This is a genomic window from Myroides sp. N17-2 (assembly GCF_002286775.1).
Lineage (GTDB): Bacteria > Bacteroidota > Bacteroidia > Flavobacteriales > Flavobacteriaceae > Flavobacterium.
In genome coordinates, this window is record NZ_NSGJ01000046.1 from 21,763 (window position 1) to 39,199 (window position 17,437).

13 protein-coding genes and 1 riboswitch are annotated in these 17,437 nt (G+C 33.9%); of the genes, 3 read left to right on the forward strand and 10 right to left on the reverse strand.

All coding sequences use genetic code 11. The features are described 5' to 3' along the window. Nucleotides 1-105 precede the first annotated feature (105 nt). Genes CF599_RS16175 through CF599_RS16185 form a run of 3 tightly spaced genes read right to left on the reverse strand, consistent with a single transcriptional unit; the run spans nucleotide 106 to nucleotide 3,724 of the window. Nucleotides 106-741: a nitroreductase family protein gene (locus tag CF599_RS16175; protein ID WP_121967016.1), complete on the reverse strand. Its 636-nt coding sequence runs from the start codon at nucleotides 739-741 to the stop codon at nucleotides 106-108. Between the two features lie 10 nt (nucleotides 742-751). Beyond that, nucleotides 752-1,705: a phosphoribosylaminoimidazolesuccinocarboxamide synthase gene (locus CF599_RS16180; protein WP_121967017.1), complete on the reverse strand. Its 954-nt coding sequence runs from the start codon at nucleotides 1,703-1,705 to the stop codon at nucleotides 752-754. 33 nt (nucleotides 1,706-1,738) lie between these two features. Then, complete coding sequence (locus CF599_RS16185; RefSeq protein ID WP_121967018.1) at nucleotides 1,739-3,724, reverse strand: thiamine pyrophosphate-dependent enzyme; 1,986 nt, start codon at nucleotides 3,722-3,724, stop codon at nucleotides 1,739-1,741. A 790-nt stretch (nucleotides 3,725-4,514) separates the two neighbouring features. Then, a riboswitch (cobalamin riboswitch) is annotated at nucleotides 4,515-4,673 on the forward strand. A gap of 169 nt (nucleotides 4,674-4,842) precedes the next feature. Here CF599_RS16185 and CF599_RS16190 point away from each other — a divergent pair. Then, nucleotides 4,843-5,268 carry an acyl-CoA thioesterase gene (locus tag CF599_RS16190; protein ID WP_121967019.1) on the forward strand — a complete coding sequence of 142 codons (426 nt, stop codon included), beginning with the start codon at nucleotides 4,843-4,845 and terminating at the stop codon, nucleotides 5,266-5,268. Nucleotides 5,269-5,427: 159 nt separating this feature from the next. On the opposite strand, the gene CF599_RS16195 is transcribed toward CF599_RS16190, so the two are convergent. From CF599_RS16195 to CF599_RS16215, 5 genes are all read right to left on the reverse strand, one after another. After that, nucleotides 5,428-6,363, reverse strand: a complete 936-nt coding sequence (locus tag CF599_RS16195) for a siderophore ABC transporter substrate-binding protein (RefSeq protein ID WP_121967020.1) — start codon at nucleotides 6,361-6,363, stop codon at nucleotides 5,428-5,430. Nucleotides 6,364-6,383: 20 nt separating this feature from the next. Then, complete coding sequence (locus tag CF599_RS16200) at nucleotides 6,384-7,142, reverse strand: ABC transporter ATP-binding protein (protein ID WP_121967021.1); 759 nt, start codon at nucleotides 7,140-7,142, stop codon at nucleotides 6,384-6,386. Then, the gene (locus CF599_RS16205; protein ID WP_121967022.1) at nucleotides 7,139-8,086 is read right to left on the reverse strand and encodes an iron chelate uptake ABC transporter family permease subunit; all 948 of its coding nucleotides are present in this window, start codon (nucleotides 8,084-8,086) and stop codon (nucleotides 7,139-7,141) included. The genes CF599_RS16200 and CF599_RS16205 overlap by 4 nt, the downstream gene beginning before the upstream one ends. Beyond that, the gene (locus CF599_RS16210; RefSeq protein WP_121967023.1) at nucleotides 8,079-9,029 is read right to left on the reverse strand and encodes an ABC transporter permease; all 951 of its coding nucleotides are present in this window, start codon (nucleotides 9,027-9,029) and stop codon (nucleotides 8,079-8,081) included. Before CF599_RS16210 ends, CF599_RS16205 begins: the two co-directional genes overlap by 8 nt. Before the next feature lie 324 nt (nucleotides 9,030-9,353). Beyond that, the gene (locus tag CF599_RS16215; RefSeq protein WP_121967024.1) at nucleotides 9,354-10,235 is read right to left on the reverse strand and encodes a LysR substrate-binding domain-containing protein; all 882 of its coding nucleotides are present in this window, start codon (nucleotides 10,233-10,235) and stop codon (nucleotides 9,354-9,356) included. Nucleotides 10,236-10,325: 90 nt separating this feature from the next. On the opposite strand from CF599_RS16215, the gene CF599_RS16220 reads away from it, so the two are divergent. Beyond that, nucleotides 10,326-11,540, forward strand: a complete 1,215-nt coding sequence (locus CF599_RS16220; protein WP_121967025.1) for an MFS transporter — start codon at nucleotides 10,326-10,328, stop codon at nucleotides 11,538-11,540. 82 nt (nucleotides 11,541-11,622) lie between these two features. Here the strand turns inward: CF599_RS16220 and CF599_RS16225 are convergent, their stop codons facing one another. Both CF599_RS16225 and bioB read right to left on the reverse strand, forming a co-directional pair. Then, nucleotides 11,623-12,066, reverse strand: a complete 444-nt coding sequence (locus CF599_RS16225; protein ID WP_121967026.1) for a hypothetical protein — start codon at nucleotides 12,064-12,066, stop codon at nucleotides 11,623-11,625. Nucleotides 12,067-13,618: 1,552 nt separating this feature from the next. Beyond that, entirely contained in the window at nucleotides 13,619-14,593 is a 975-nt protein-coding gene (gene bioB / locus CF599_RS16230) for a biotin synthase BioB (RefSeq protein ID WP_121967027.1), read from the reverse strand. A 441-nt stretch (nucleotides 14,594-15,034) separates the two neighbouring features. Here bioB and CF599_RS16235 point away from each other — a divergent pair, with 441 nt between their 5' ends. Next, complete coding sequence (locus CF599_RS16235; protein WP_121967028.1) at nucleotides 15,035-17,116, forward strand: LTA synthase family protein; 2,082 nt, start codon at nucleotides 15,035-15,037, stop codon at nucleotides 17,114-17,116. Nucleotides 17,117-17,437: the final 321 nt, after the last annotated feature.

Sequence of the window (17,437 nt, forward strand, 5' to 3'; positions counted from 1 at the left end):
TAAAAAAATTACACTATCAAAAAATTAAAGCTTTTTTAACAAATCTAAATTATGAAATTCACAATCAACTATAAAAAAATATCCCCTCAAATGAGGGGATACTATCTATTCTATAATTGTTAAAATATCTTCTAAAGCAAATCGTACTTTTTTCATAGGTAACAGCCAATCATTTTCATGATCTCTTTCCCCTAAGGCTAAAATAGTTACACTCTTAAGACCTTCCTTATCTAACCCTAATGCTTCATCTAGTTGATCATTATAGAACCCCTCCATAGGAGAAGCATCTACTCTTAACTCAGCTGCTGCTGCTATTGCAATACCAAATGCAATATAAGCCTGACGTGCTGCATGATTAAATTGTTGCTCTTTAGACATACTTCCAAAATTACTTTTGATAGAAGCCTTATAATCGTTCATCGTACCAGGAGTTAACTCTCTAATTGATTCTACGTTATTAAACACAGCATCTATACGCTCCTCTGTGTATGAATCCCAAGCTGCAAAAACTAAAACATGAGAGCTATCTTTCACCTGACTTTGATTCATCACTACAGGTAACAACTTCTCTTTTAACTCTTGATTCTTAATTAAGATCATTTCGAATGGCTGTAAACCAGAAGAAGTAGGTGCCATACGAGCTGCCTCTATGATCTGCATTACTTTATCATCAGCTACTTTTACTGTGCTATTATATTTCTTAGTAGCATAGCGCCACTGTAAACTATTCAATAACTCCATAATCTATTCATTATTTCTTAGCTAAAAATGCCAAGACATTATTTTCTATACGTTCATTAATACTCGATACATCTGCCTTAACAAAAGGTTCGCCAATGATGTTCTCATATAGTTCAATATATCTATCAGAAACAGTTGTGATATATTCATCAGTCATCTCTGGGATAGCTTGTCCTTCCTTCCCTTGAAAACCATTGCCAATTAACCATTGTCTTACGAACTCTTTTGACAATTGCTTCTGCGCCTCACCTTTTGCCTGTCTTTCTTCATACCCTTCTGTATAGAAGTATCTAGAAGAGTCAGGAGTATGTATCTCATCGATCAACACAATCTTACCGTCTTTAGTCTTTCCAAACTCATATTTAGTATCTACAAGTATCAACCCTCTTTTAGCTGCTATCTCACTTCCTCTTTGATAAAGAGCTCGTGTATATTGTTCTAAAACTAAGTAATCCTCCTCTGAGACAATTCCTCTTGATAGAATATCTTCTCTAGAGATATCCACATCGTGCGCTCCTACATCTTCTTTCGTAGAAGGAGTGATTATCGGTGAAGGCAACTTATCGTTCTCTTTTAGCCCTTCAGCTAATGTTACACCACATAACACTCTCTTACCCTCTGCATACTCACGCGCTGCATGACCTGCTAGATAACCTCTGATTACCATCTCTACTTTAAACGGCTCACATACATGTCCTACCGCAACGTTAGGATCTGGTGTAGCTACTAACCAGTTAGGAACGATGTCACTTGTCATCTCCATAAACTTAGTTGCTATCTGATTTAAGATTTGTCCTTTAAAGGGAATCCCCTTAGGCATAATAACGTCAAAAGCTGATAGTCTATCCGTAGCTACCATGACTAATAAGTCATCGGCTATGTTATAAACTTCTCTTACTTTTCCGTGGTAAACTGACTTTTGATTTGGAAATTCAAAATCCGTTGTTGTGATTGTGTTATTCATATTCTTGTTATAGTTGTGTAGTTCTTTTCTATTCTAATAGGCTATTAATTCTAATAGCGCTGTTTCAAATCTGTCCTTAGGCAGATATTGATCTTCTAAAGCTTTCACAAATGGTATGGCTGTTTCTAAACTAGCGACCCTTTTTACTGGGGCATCTAAGTATTCAAAACAATTCTCCATAATCATCGCCGACATATCACTTGCAATTCCACCAAACAGGGAATCTTCTTGCAAAATTATAACTTTATTTGTTCTTTTTACTGATTTATATACAGTTTCCTCATCTAAAGGTTGTAATGTGCGTAAATCTATCAAATCTGCCTTGATATCAGGGTGCTTATCTAAGACTTCCATTGCCCAATGTACACCTGCTCCAAAAGAGATAACTGTCACATCCTCACCTTCTCTTAATACAGCTGCCTTCCCGAATGGCAATGTATAATATCCTTTAGGTACATCTTGATAAATACTTCTATACAGCATCTTATGTTCAAAAAATATAACAGGGTTAGGATCGTTAATCGCTGTTGCCATCAGTCCCTTCGCATCATAAGGAAACGCAGGATAAACCACCTTTAGACCAGGTGTCTTAGTGAACCACGCCTCATTAGTCTGAGAGTGAAATGGCCCTGCCTGAGTACCACCACCACAAGGCATACGTATCACTACATCCGCCTTCTCATTCCATCTATAATGTATCTTCGCCAAATAATTGACAATAGGATTAAAACCTGTAGACACAAAATCACCAAACTGCATCTCCATTATTGCCTTTCCTCCTTTGATAGAATACCCCATCGCAGCAGATACTACAGCACTTTCACAAATAGGAGTATTGCGGATACGCCCTTTGCCAAATTGCTCCACGAAACCATCTGTCACTTTAAACGCTCCACCATACTCAGCAATGTCCTGTCCCATAATGATCAAATCATCGTGACGTTCAAAAGATTGTTTTAATCCTTCTGATATCGCATCTATTAATCTAATATTTGCAACCTCAGCTGTTGGTTTTACTTCTTCATATTCAAATGGCGCATACATATCTGCCAATTCAGTAGCTAGGTCAGCTACTAAAGTAGGTTCCTCTTGTGTTGCTTTCCAGTCTCTATCTATTTCTAATTTAAACTCTTCTCTAATTTTATCATCTAACTTATCTGATAGTACACCTATCTTCTTAAGATACACTTTATAATTCTCTACAGGATCCTTTAGTTGCCACATATCCATCAATTCCTGAGGCACATACTTCGTACCACTAGCTTCCTCGTGTCCACGCATTCTAAAAGTTATGAACTCTATCAATATAGGTCTAGGGTTCTCACGCATAGATTGAGCTAAAGCACTAATCTGCTGATATACCTCTAAGATATTATTTCCATCGATGATATGACTCTCCATTCCATAACCCTTAGCACGATCAGCGAGATGCTCACATCTGTACTGTTCATTGGTAGGTGTAGATAGTCCATAGCCGTTATTCTCAATCACAAAAAGTACAGGCAACTCCCATACTGAAGCAATATTTAACGCCTCGTGAAAGTCTCCTTCTGACGTACCTCCTTCTCCTGTGAATACAGCGGTTATTTTCTTCTCTTTTCGTAATTTGTGTGCTAAAGCAATCCCGTCAGCTACTCCTAACTGTGGCCCTAGATGAGAGATCATCCCTACGATATGGTATTCTTGCGTTCCAAAGTGGAATGAACGCTCACGACCTTTAGTGAAGCCATTTGCTTTCCCCTGCCATTGAGAGAATAAGCGATGTAGAGGGATATCTCTAGAAGTAAACACACCTAAGTTACGGTGCATCGGTAAGATATACTCATCCTGCTCTAAACTAGCAGTGACTCCTACACTAATAGCCTCCTGTCCGATACCTGAGAACCATTTAGATACTTTACCCTGTCTGATCAAGATAAGCATCTTCTCCTCTATCATACGAGGCTTAAGTAGTTTTTTATACAATCCAAGTAACTCTTGGTCAGTTAGTTTTTTGCGGTCGTAATGTAATTGTTTCATAATTGGTTTAATAGACTCTAAAAATAAACAATTGCCTCTATTAAACAAATTAATTCTAAACAAGTAATATGAGATAGTTCAATTTATAAACACTGAGGTTGTCTCGACTTTCACATCTCTCCCTTTTGAGTGCACCTCATTCTTGTTCATCAAATTTAAAATTCATAACTTTTTCACAGATTATAACTTATACCCTATTATAAATCAATATTTTAATTCGCCCAAGGATTGTAGATTATATCACTTATCTCAAGAAAAAAGCCCCTTATTTGCCCCTTCCCGTGTATGAAGTTACTGCTTAACTTTGTATGAAACTATACTGACAGCATCGTGTATCCATAATGACAGCATTAATTCAGCCAAATTAATGGACTCACTATGGACTCATTATGGACTCACTATGGACTCACTCCACAAAAAACTGCAAGAAAAGTGCGTAAAAATGCCTGTTTTGCTCTATTACTATTTGATGTGATTTTTTTTGATATTGACCTTAAAGAATGGTCTTGAGAAAAGGCTTTATTTCAAACCCCTGATACAATAAACATAGACTTTTCAAAGTTTTTTTACACCAATAATATTTTGTTTTGTTACAACCTAACTTCCTATCAAAGGTAAGCTAACTCTATTGAGAAGAGTAATATTATATTATTAGTTCCCATTTATTGATACGGTAAAGTTAAGCTATTTAAATGAACTACTCTTATCCTTTTTACTTGTACTCTGAACAATCTAAAACAGATAAATTCACAACAATCCCCTTAAATATTGCCTAAGATTTAAATTGTATTTATCATTTCCCATTATTAGTACTTATATTTGCAACGTTATATGTTAACTAACAAGTTCTAGTTAGGGGAATCGTGTGAAATTCACGAGCTGTCGCGCAACTGTAAATAATAGCACCCTATTATAAGTCAGATTACCTTCTAAGCTGTTACATATAACATTATGGTATTGCTTTCGCGATTTGAAGCAACATGAACTGTACACATCATTCTTTCACTTATGACAATACGAAAGAGCTGTACAGTGAAGAGATTAAAGCCAAAATAGCTATTCCATAATTACGAGCAATTAATAGTAATAATTAACAGACAAAGAATCATTACAACAATATGGAAGGTCAACTAACAAACAGAGAATTACGTATCCAAAAGAAAATAAAGGATTCAGAAACACACGTATTTAAAGCTGTATTCCCAGGTCAAACGAATCACCACAACACAATGTTCGGTGGTGCCGTTATGTATATTATGGACGAAATAGCGTTTATGACTGCTACTCGTTTTTGTCGCAAGCCTATCGTGACAGTATCTAGTGATAAGATTGACTTTAATCACCCTATCCCTGCAGGAACACTTGTAGAACTTATCGGAACTGTCGTTCGCGTAGGAAGAACGAGTTTAGATGTACGTGTAGATGTATTCGTAGAGAGTATGTATAGAGATGGTAGAGAGAAAGCAATGACTGGTACATTTACATTAGTTGCTATCAATGAAAGCAAACGCCCTGTGCCTGTTTTTGATGAAGTAGAAGATTAAGCAAGAGGCACACATATATAAAAAGCCCTAATGTTAGTTCATTAGGGCTTTTTTTACATACTACACTTGTCTATCCATATAAAACAGTACAAGTCACAACACTAATTCACAATAAAAGCTACCTAAATAGATAGCTTTTATCGCGAATTAAAATTAAAATTATTCAGCAATTGCTTGCTCTACTTCGTCTAACATCATTTTGATAGACTTAAGTCCTCCTCCTGATAAGTACCATACCTCTGGATTTAAGAAGATGATCTTATCGTTTTTATAAGCATTTGTTTGTTTCACTAATGCATTAGCAAATTCTTCTTTACCCATAGTCGCTCTCTTAATAGCAGCTCCTCTATCGATAACGAAGATATAATCAGGGTTTAACTCCTTAATAAATTCATTAGAGATAGCCTGTCCGTGCGTAGATACTTCTATTTTTTGGTCCGCTGGTTTCACTCCAAATACATCGTGGATAATCCCAAAACGAGACCCTTTACCATAAGCACTTAAGCGTCCTTCGTTAGCTAATACCACTAGAGCCGTCTTATCAGACTTCGCAGTAGCTTCATTAATTTTAGCTACACGATCATCTATCGCTTTAAGTTCTTGCTCTACCTTTTCTTCTTTTCCAAATAACTTACCTATTGTACGTTGATTTGCTTTAAAAGAATTCATATAATCTTTCGTATCTATATCTAAATTAATCGTAGGAGCTATTTTACTAAACTCATCATACATAGACGCAGTACGCGCAGATATAATGATAAGTTCCGGTTCGATAGCATTTACTTTCTCCATATTTGGCTCTTTAATACCACCTACATCAGAGATATTTTTATCCTCAGCATATTTACCTAAGTATGCTGGAAGATTTCCCATAGGAGCGCCTTTAAACTCAATGCCTAAATCCTCAAACGAATCCATCATTCCATAAGTTAGAACCACTGTATTTTTAGGATTTACATTTACTTCAGTAGTACCTGATAAATGCTGTACCGATACTTTCTCTACATTCTCACTTGTAGTCTCTGTCTTATTCTCTTTACAAGAAGTAAAGATTAAAGCTGAAGCCGCCACGCAGCTTATTAAAAATTTACTCATAACAACTCAATTGGTTAAAATTATTTAAAGTATATACACACTTTATTATTACAGTTATCTACGATCGTCATATCTATATCAAAGACTTCCTTCATAATATCTTCTCTAATAATATCATCTGTCAGTCCGAAGTGAATGATCTTGTGATCCTTAACTGCAGCAATATAATCTGCATACGAAGACGCATAATTAATGTCGTGCACTACAATAATTATCGTTTTTCCATAGTCATCTGCTAAGACACGAAGTATCTTCATAATCTCAACAGAGTGTTTCATATCTAGATTATTCAGAGGCTCATCTAATAAGATATACTCTGTATCCTGTGCTAATACCATCGCTAAGAAAGTACGCTGACGCTGTCCACCACTTAGCTCATCTATATACTGATCCTCTATATCTGTCATCCCCATAAAAGAGATGCTCTCAGCTACCTTTTCTTTATCTAAAGCAGTCATTCTACCTTGTGAATGGGGAAAACGACCGAACTCCACTAACTCCTTTACCGTTAGGCGTACATTAGGATGATTTGCTTGTTTTAAGATAGAGAGTTTCTTGGCGAAGTCTCTATTCTTAAAATTAACAATGTCTTTATCTAATAAATTTATTTGTCCTGAATCTTTAGCCACTAAGCGACTAATGATAGACAGTAACGTACTCTTCCCTGTACCATTTCCCCCTACTAAGCAGGTAATCTTCCCTTTTGGAAAAGAAACTGATACATCGTTTAAGATCATCTTCTCTCCATATAACTTAGATACATTCTTTACCTCTATCATCCTCTGTTACTCTTTAATAATAAATAAATAAAATACACTCCTCCTACGAAGTTTATAATAATACTAATAGTCGTACTCATATTAAATAGGTGCTCTACTAGATACTGTCCTCCTATTACCGTCACGGCAGTTAGTAGACAACATACAAGTACCATATGACTGTGCTTACTGCTCTTGACTAACTCATACGTTAAGTTAGCTACTAAGATTCCTAAGAATGTTATAGGCCCTACTAATGCAGTGGAGATAGCTACCATCACTGATATAATCAGTAGATTACCCTTGATTACTTTGTGATAATCGACTCCTAGGCTTATGGCATTTTCTCTTCCTAAACTCAATACATCAAGTTGTCTGAAATACTTAATCCCTATCAACATCGACACGACGAGTAAGACTGCTGATATCCCCAATAGGTTAAGATTAATCTTATCAAATGAAGCAAACATCGCCGACTGTATCATCAAAAACTCATTTGGATCTATTAACATCACGATGAAGGAAGAAAAACTCCTAAACAAGGTTCCCATTAATAATCCTACTAAAAGCAACAGATACATACTCTTACTCTCTCTTTTAAACACTAAATAATACATAACTAGAGAGAATCCTAGCATTAGCACTACTGATATCGCAAAGTTAGTTTCTGAATTAAGCACTTGGAATGTTCTGTCGCCATACATCAGCACTAAGACTGACTGTATCAATAGATAGAATGAATCAAACCCCATAATCGATGGCGTCAATATTCTATTGGCTGATATAGTTTGAAATATAATAGATGAATACCCTATCGCAAATGAGATTAATATCATCGCAATGACTTTATACCCACGTCTTGGCAGTACATAATCAAGCTTTGTCCCCGTGAATGTGAACATATAGATAGCAATCAATAACATTAAAACGACTGCCAAAACTGTAATAATCTTTCCCTTATACATTTTTCGCTCGTTTAAATATTAATAATAAGAATATCACACCTCCGATAATACTCACCGTCAACCCAATCGGTATTTCATAAGGTGCTATTAACAGCCTGCTGATAATATCACAGATCATTAAAAAGATAGCTCCTATCAATGCGGTGTAACTAATAGTCTTCTTTAAATTATCACCAAACATCAGGCTGACTATATTAGGAATAATAAGTCCTAAGAACGGAATCACACCTGCTGTCAACACTACTACTGTAGAAGTTATCGCTACGAATATCAGTCCTAAATAAGTAATCTTCTTATGATTTAAACCTAGGCTACTAGCGGTCTCCTCTCCTAGACCTACTATGGTAAACTTGTTTGCATATAGATAACTTAAGAGTACAATAGGCACTCCTAAGTATAAGATCTCATAGTTACCCTTAATAATGGAAGAAAAGTCTCCTATCAACCACCCCTCCATATTCTGAACAAGGTTAGATCTATAGGCAAAAAATGTAGAAATAGCGTTCAAAATATTACCAAAGACTATCCCCACTAAAGGAATAAAGATAATATTACGCATTTTTATTTTACTTGATATCTTTAAGAATACAACGCTTGCTATTAACGCTATCGCAAATGACAATACCATCTTATACATCATCCCTCCTCCTGGAAATAACATCATACTAAACAGTATTCCCATCTTACACGCATCAAGTGTTCCCATCGTAGTAGGCGATACGAACTTATTCATAGAGATCTGTTGTACGATTAATCCAGATATACTCATACCGATACCTGCTATCAACACAGATATCATTCGCGGTAACCTACTTACTAATATAACCAACAGTTCATCCTGATTTAATCGGTGAATATCAAATACAGAGATATCCTTCACACCAACAAAAATGGAAATAAACGAAACTATTATCAGTATAAGAATTAAGACTATTCTTATCATTTACTTATTATATTTATTTAGAATCAAATTAAATAATGACAAATATAAAAAAGTAAACTTGCTAACAAAAGAAAAAAGCTTTTCAAATACAGGAAATACAAGGACTTATATTATCAGTCTAGTAATTTTAGTACTATTTACTTTGCGCATACCTAAAAATAAACACAGCTTATTTAAATTAATTAAAGATTATAACGGTATTACTAAGGTTATGACAAATCGACCTATTTTAAAAAATACTACTAATAAGTGTACAACTTTCGTACGATCATAGGGAGTAACTCATAATACATACTGCATTAGACACTATATTCAGCATTGCCCTTACCCCCTGTTATTTTCGTTTAATAATAAGTCGACGAACACACGTACCCCCTTCTTATGGTAACTATCCTTTAATTGGATTACTACAGCTTCACGTTTCATATCTATATCCGTTATCGGAATAGCTTTTAGGTTAGACTCGTTATCTACAGTGGCGTGAGTTAGGATAGTCTGATAAGCTCCTAGCTCTACTAAATCTATAATCATAGAAGTTTGATTAGTCTCTATCGCTATATTGGGCTTTACACCATATTTCTTAAACTCTCTATCTAAGAAATCACGTGTACTAAACCCTAGTACAGGTAGAGCTAATCGATACTGTTCTATATCTTTTAACTTGATTCCTTTCAGCTTCGCTAACTCCGAATCCTTAGCCACCATAAGTGCCATATCCGATGTCAAGACAGACTCATAAATAAGATTTTCTTCATGTACTCCATCAAAGTAGGTAAGTGCAAAGTCTATCTTCTGTTTTAATAGATCATCCATTAGTTCATTAGTCGTACCGAACGTCACTTCTATCTTTACTTCAGGATAAGAATCATTAAACATCTTTAGAGAAGATAAAGCTAATGACTTCAGTCCCCATGTCAGCCCTATTCTTAATACACCTGTTTTTAGTCCTTCTAGATCTTCTAATAGTAACTTCCCATCCTCAGCAGCACGTATACTTCGCTCTGCGTAAAACGCAAAGAGTTCTCCCGCCTCCGTTAAGAAAATACGCTTGCCTATACGGTCAAATAGCGGTTGACCTAATTCATCCTCTAATTGTTTGATCTGTTGCGATAACGTACTTTGAGTAATAAATAAGTGTTTTGATGCCTCAGTAAAGTTGAGTAATTCCTTCGCTTTTAAAAAGTATCTAAGTTGTCTTAGTTCCATAAGTTAATCGGTTTTATCGATTGATACGATAGAAAAATACCGTTTTACTAATATATAACTTCCTACTACCTTTACCAAAAATAATATCAAATGAGTACCACCACATATACAGAAAGTTTAGAAGAAATAAGAGCAGTTAAAGGTACAACTACCTATAAGCGAATTAAATGGTGTATATTTTTAGTAGGAGTATCTGTATTCGCACAGCTCTATAATTTTCAACCTATCCTTTCAGAAATAACTACTTATTTTAAAGTCACTCCTGCAGAGAGTAGCTATCTTGTGTCTGCAGCTACTATGGGAATGGCATTCGGATTATTACTATTCGCTTTTATAGCTGATAGCTATCCTCGTAAAGACATCATTCTATTTTCTCTCGTGACCTCTACGTTATTGACCTTGCTATCAGCCTTTGTCAATGATTTTTCTATTCTAGTTAATATCAGTTTTATTAAAGGGATGTGTATTTCAGGTGTATCAGCAGTAACATTAGCTTACCTAGCAGAAGAGATAGATCCTAAATACATAGGTATCGCTATTAGTTTTTACCTAGCGGGTAATACTTTTGGAGGGATGTTTGGACGTATAGTTACTGCACTAGTATCTGGTTGGTTTGGTTGGCAGGCAGCAGTATTTATTATTGGAATTATAGCTGTGATAATAGCGATAGCCTTCTATATATACTTTCCTGACTCTAAATTCTTCGAACCTAAAAAGCTTAAGATTGCAGACAAATTATCTCAAATGAGATCTATCTTTAAGAACTATAAAATAATGGCAATGTATCTGGTTGCTATATGTTTAATGGGATCCTTCGTAAGTGTATATAACTTTCTAGGATTTAAATTAGAAGCAGCTCCTTATAACTTACCACATTACTTAATCGCGATGATATTCCTAATGTATGCTTTTGGAATCGTAGGTAATATGGTAGCTGGTAGCCTATCTGATAGATATTCTCCTCGTAAGATTATGCTTATCGCATTAAGCTTAATGTTAGTTGGTACTATAGGAATGTATATGGATAACTTATTTATTATACTAATAGGACTAACATTCTTTACAGTCTCGTTCTTTAGTGGGCATACTATCGCCAGTCGAGTAGTCACTACACTAGGCAAAGAAGCAAAGAGTTCTGCTACTGCATTATATTGGTTCTTCTATTATGTAGGATCTAGTGTAATAGGAAGTTCTACTGGCATCTTTGTTAATAAAGGAAACTGGAATGGATTCTTTTATACTATAATGATAATGAATATCATCGCATTAATCGCTACCTATTTAAGTACGCGTAAAGAGAACTAAAATATAATCACACCCATAATAAACAAAAAAGCAATCTAGAATTAACTAGATTGCTTTTTTAATAGCGTAAGGTTAACTAAATTTATTTAGAAAAACTCACTAATTCAATTGAAGAGATGTCTTTGTGATTTATCGGACTAACTTTCGCATCAGCTCTGTTTAGTTCCTCAATCTTATATCTCAATACTTCCCCTGTGGCTGTGTTGCTTAAGCTGATTACATCTCCATTAAGCACCCATTGACCATTAGATTTCTCTAAACTGTACTTGTCAACAGCATTGTAAACTCCCCCTTTCATAATATCAACCTCTACAGCTGATTTCTGATAAGCTTCTTTCTCGCTTCTATTAACATCCGCTTCGAAATCATAGTGAGCTACAATCCACTTTTTTTCAATGTTAATACCACTTACACCTAGAGAAGTTTCTTCTTTAACATTTAAACTATCGTCAGCACTACAGCTAACAGATAACATACTTAAACCTAAAACCAAAACTCCAACTAAAACTTGCGCACATTGTCTCATAATGCAATAATTAAAAAAAATTATAGAATAATCTTTTCTAATCCGTACGTACTTCCTTCTCCCAATGGAAGCTTTAATACATCAACTGCCTTGTATTTTCCCCATTTCGACTGTTATAACTTATTAAAGTTATAAGTAATAAACACAATTAAGCTTACATAATAAAAACAGACTAAAAAAGACGTTTTTAAATATTAGGTAACTCCGACATTGTTACCTCTCTCTTATTTACTGATACAAATGTATAATGCTACTTTACACTTCGATATGACATAAGTCATACTTAAACTCTGTATTTACTGATACATTAAAGAATAACTTGTAATAATATCTTAATATTTTTAATATTTTAAAAACAATAAAAATCACGTTATGCGACCAATATAAGAATGCGTTATTTTTTTAACAAATGAGGCTGTAAGAATAGAAAAATACAAGATTAAATTTCAAATTAAAGAATTTATAAAATAAGAGCTTTTCTTAAAGAATTCTTTCCATTATAAATTACATAAAAATACTTAAAAAGTAAAATTTAACATTTTTTAAACAAAAACTAAGCAATAAAAACAACATATATTACTTAAAAACAGATATTTAATCTTCATACTTCAATACATATTTACTTTACTTTATTACTATTCTTTCAGAACTCATTCTATACATAGACTTAAATATTCTGTTTTTTTGATTATTTATTTAGGCCAACTCTATAAGCTACGCTACTAAAGATTATATACATTATCATATCACGTGCTTAATTTCTATTTATTATGACTAATAGTGAAATTACATAATATGTAATTAGTCACTATCTAGAATTCCTTTTATCAAAATCATCTTGTATTACATTAGAATCAATACTACTATCACAAATCAGACACTTCATTGTCATACCACAAATTACTAAACTATAACAAATCATCATTTTTTTTATAAAAAACTCAATCCCTTTCACTTTTATTACATTTTTAAAACCGAACAATAAACTTCATCATAGAAACTAGTAGAGTCCATTTGATAAACAAAACCTTGCTTCATTTTAGAACAAAAAAAAGATTCCAGAATTTCTGATAGTAATCCCCATTACATCAGAAACCTGAAATCTACAAACACAATAACTCCTACGTCATAAATCAAATACAAGTGTCTCACCTAAAAACACCCCGTATGCCTCATTATCATCATTTCAATTTATATTAAAATGTGAGCTACAATAAACAACATTCCAAAAACCATTCCTTTTTGACTCTTCTATCCATATTAATTTTACTTATATGTCATTTTATTTGGTCTAGAGAATAAATAACAACACATAATATAAAGTATGTCAAAGTAAACGATAACTAAATATGAAATACTAATTAAGAATATTAAAACCATTCCCTCTCACTAATTTCTATACAATAATGAAACATCAATTAAATTCGATGTTCACTTCAAGAAGAATAAGACACGATAATCTATCGTTTCAAGATTAGCAATAAAAAAAGTCCTAATAATCATAACACTATTAGGACTCTTTTTTCTTTAACCTAGAATAAGATATAATGGCTTATATCGCGAACTCTTTTTTAGCTTTCATAGGGTTTAAGCCAAGATTTTTAAGTAACAACTGATCTGCTGATAGACTAGGATTTGGTGTTACTAATAATGTCTCATTATCACCAGAGAACATAGAGTTAGCCCCAGCCATAAAGCACATCGCTTGTTCGTATTCAGACATTTCTACACGGCCAGCACTAAGTCTGACCATCGTTTTAGGCATTACAATTCGGGCTGTGGCAATCATTCTAATCATATCCCAAGTATCTACTTTAGGCATATCCTCCATAGGCGTTCCCTTCACACGTACTAACGCGTTAATAGGCACAGACTCCGGGTGCTTCTCCATCGTCGATAGTGTATGTAACATAGATATTCTATCCTCATCTTTCTCACCTAATCCTATGATTCCCCCAGAACACACAGTGATTCCCGCCTTTCGGACATTATCTATTGTATTGATTCTATTAGAGAATTTACGTGTTGAAATTACATTCTCATAATGATCCTCTGAAGTATCTAAATTGTGGTTATAAGCATATAATCCAGCCTCTTGCAGTCGCTGTGCTTGATCTTCGGTCAGCATACCTAAAGTACAGCATACCTCTAATCCCATATCATTAACTCCTTTAACCATATCTATTACCTTATCAAAGTCTCGATTATCACGTACTTCTCTCCAAGCTGCGGCCATACAGAAGCGAGATGAACCACTATCCTTAGCCTTCTGTGCTGTATCTAATACTTTCTGTAAGGGCAGAAGGCTTTGTACCTTTATATCCGTATGATATCTAGCAGCCTGTCCACAGTATGAACAGTCCTCTGTACATCCCCCTGTCTTAATAGATAACAACGTACTAACTTGAACTTCGTTAGGGTTGTGATATTCGCGGTGTACTATAGAGGCTTGATAAATCAATTCTAATAAAGGAGTGTCATATACCTTTTGTATCTCTTGCTTTGTCCAGTCGTGTCTAATGTTCATATTATTTGTTGTTAGTTTTTTTATTACACGTCCAAAAATAAAGGGAATGTCACAGAGCGTGATAGTCCACTTTTATATTCACACCTCATCCGCTTTAATATTATATTTAAACAGCTCTCCTAAGAAGAAAAGAAGCAATACCCTTTCAGTGTATATTAAGATTCTTAAAAAATAATTCAATTATATCCACCAAATACAACATCTTACTCAATGTATTAAAATTCAAATACTTACTTATTTTTTACTTCTAAAATGCGATTATATAAATTTAAAGTATTTCGGATTTCATTAAGCTTATTTAAACTAAAACTTATTTACAAAGAATCATTAGCATATTTATAATTAATTTAATACATTAAACACAATAAGGCATTACTTTTGCTGTTATATGAAGTAACAACAATATTTATATCAATTATATAATTTAGTTTAAATTAGAAAATGTCAACAAATTCATCGTTTTTCACTCCTTATAAGTACTTGTTATCCTTATACCTTGTGCTTAATATTCTACTTAGAATAGTCTTAATTAATCACCCCATAACAAATTCAAGTTTTGGTATAGGAGAACTGCTTTTAATATTCTCATTAGGATTATTACGAGACGCAGTTATATTCACTTTAGCTTTCTCAGTATTTTGGTTATACTTTATATTCATATCTGATGAAAAGTATAAGAAACCGTATGGCTATATCATTTTTGCCATATTAGTTGGATTGTGGGGATGGGTTACATTTGGCAAAACGATTTTCAATGAATACGGAGGAATATTACCTGAATTAGCGATAGCATTCTTATCTATAAAGACTGCATTTTTTGGATTATGCTTATTCTTACCAACTAAAAGAATCTTTATAAGAAGGTTTAACTATGCCTTCGTGTTATTTCTATTCATTCTTGTCTTAGTTCAGAATACGATAAGTGAATTCTTTTTTTGGAATGAGTTTGGGGTGAGATACAATTTTATTGCAGTGGATTATCTTGTTTATACTAATGAAGTCATTGGTAACATAATGGAATCTTATCCTGTAGTTCCTTTGTTTATTGGTATCGGAGCGATCACTCTAGTGGCGACCTATTTTACTTACAAAAAAACTGCACAAGTAGTCAAACACATCGTTCCTTTTAGAAATAAAGTTATTTTCAGTATCTGTTACCTAATTATGTTCGCTTTTTCGCTAGCGTTAGCAAATAAGATTATGAATCCAGTTAATACAGATAATATATTTAGTGAAGAACTAGAGAGCAATGGAGTGTACAAATTCTATCAAGCGTTTAATAATAGCGTAATTGACTATATGAAATTTTACAAGACACTTCCACAAGAAGAAATAACAAAAAACATAAAACAATTCTATGCTGATTATAACGGTGGGGAGTCTTTATTAAGAACTATACAATCAGATACCGCAGCTAGTAAGAAAAATGTAGTATTGATTAGTATAGAGAGCCTTAGTGCAGACTTTATGGAATTTTATGGGAATGATAAAAAGCTTACTCCGTTCTTAGATAGTTTAGCTAAGAAGAGTGTGTTCTTTACTACTACATATGCTACAGGTAATAGAACAGTACGCGGATTAGAAGCGATCACGATGTGTATCCCTCCTTCTCCAGGTGAGAGTGTGGTAAAACGTCAAGATAATAAAGACAAATTTACGACAGGTGCTATATTTGCCCAAAATGGATACGCAGTTAAGTATTTATATGGAGGAGATGCTTACTTCGATAATATGCAAGACTTCTTCAGTGGTAACGGATATGATATCGTAGATAAAGCAAGTTTCAAGCCTAATCAGATCACATTTCAGAATATTTGGGGAGTAGCTGATGGAGATATGGCAAACAAGGCAATAGAAGTAATGAATGAAGAGTTTAAAACAGGACAACCTTTCTTTAACCACATAATGACTGTGAGTAATCACCGCCCTTTTACCTATCCTAATGGAGTAATAAAAGACAAAGATCTAGATAGTAGTAGAGATAAAGGAGTAAGATATACAGATTATGCTATCAAACAGTTCTTCGAACTAGCAGAGAAACAACCGTGGTATGACAATACTATATTTGTCATCCTTGCAGATCACTGTGCTTCTAGTGCAGGTAAAACACAATTGCCACTAGATAAATACAGAATCCCAGCGATGATCTATGCTCCACAAGGGTTAGTACCTCTGCAGTATGATAAGATGATCTCGCAGATAGATGTACTTCCTACTCTATTAGGAATTCTAAACATCAAGTATAACTCTAAATTCTTCGGTACAGATGTATTAAAAGAATCTTATGTGCCTAGAGCCTTTATCGCTACATATCAAGATTTAGGATTTATAAGAGATAATACATTGACAATCTTAAGCCCTAATCAAAAGGTAAAACAATACTCGTTTGAAGGAAATAAGGCAAATGAAGTGATGACACCTATCAATGAAATTAGCGTGCCAAATCAAAAATATGTAGACGAAGCTGTATCATTCTATCAGTTCACTGCAGAACAATTACAGAACAAGAAATACAATAGGTAATACCTTAAATATGCAACTACATTTACTGTGAATTAATTCTCGTTTAACCCAGAATCGTGATAGACAGATAAACGAAAAGTAATTATACAAAATAGATCTGAATTAGTGATTTAAGCATACCATAGTATGGTTATAGAGCTAATGAAAGAGCTATAAAGTAGAATTGCTTTGTAGTATTTGGCTATCGCTGATTCTGGGTTTAAATGGATCAATCTCAAAAGTTGTGTGTGAATTAAAAACTACAGATCTTTGTAATGATAAATAATAAACGTGGAAAACTATATTGAGTTTATAAAAATGATTTTACCTGAGTTTTTAGTA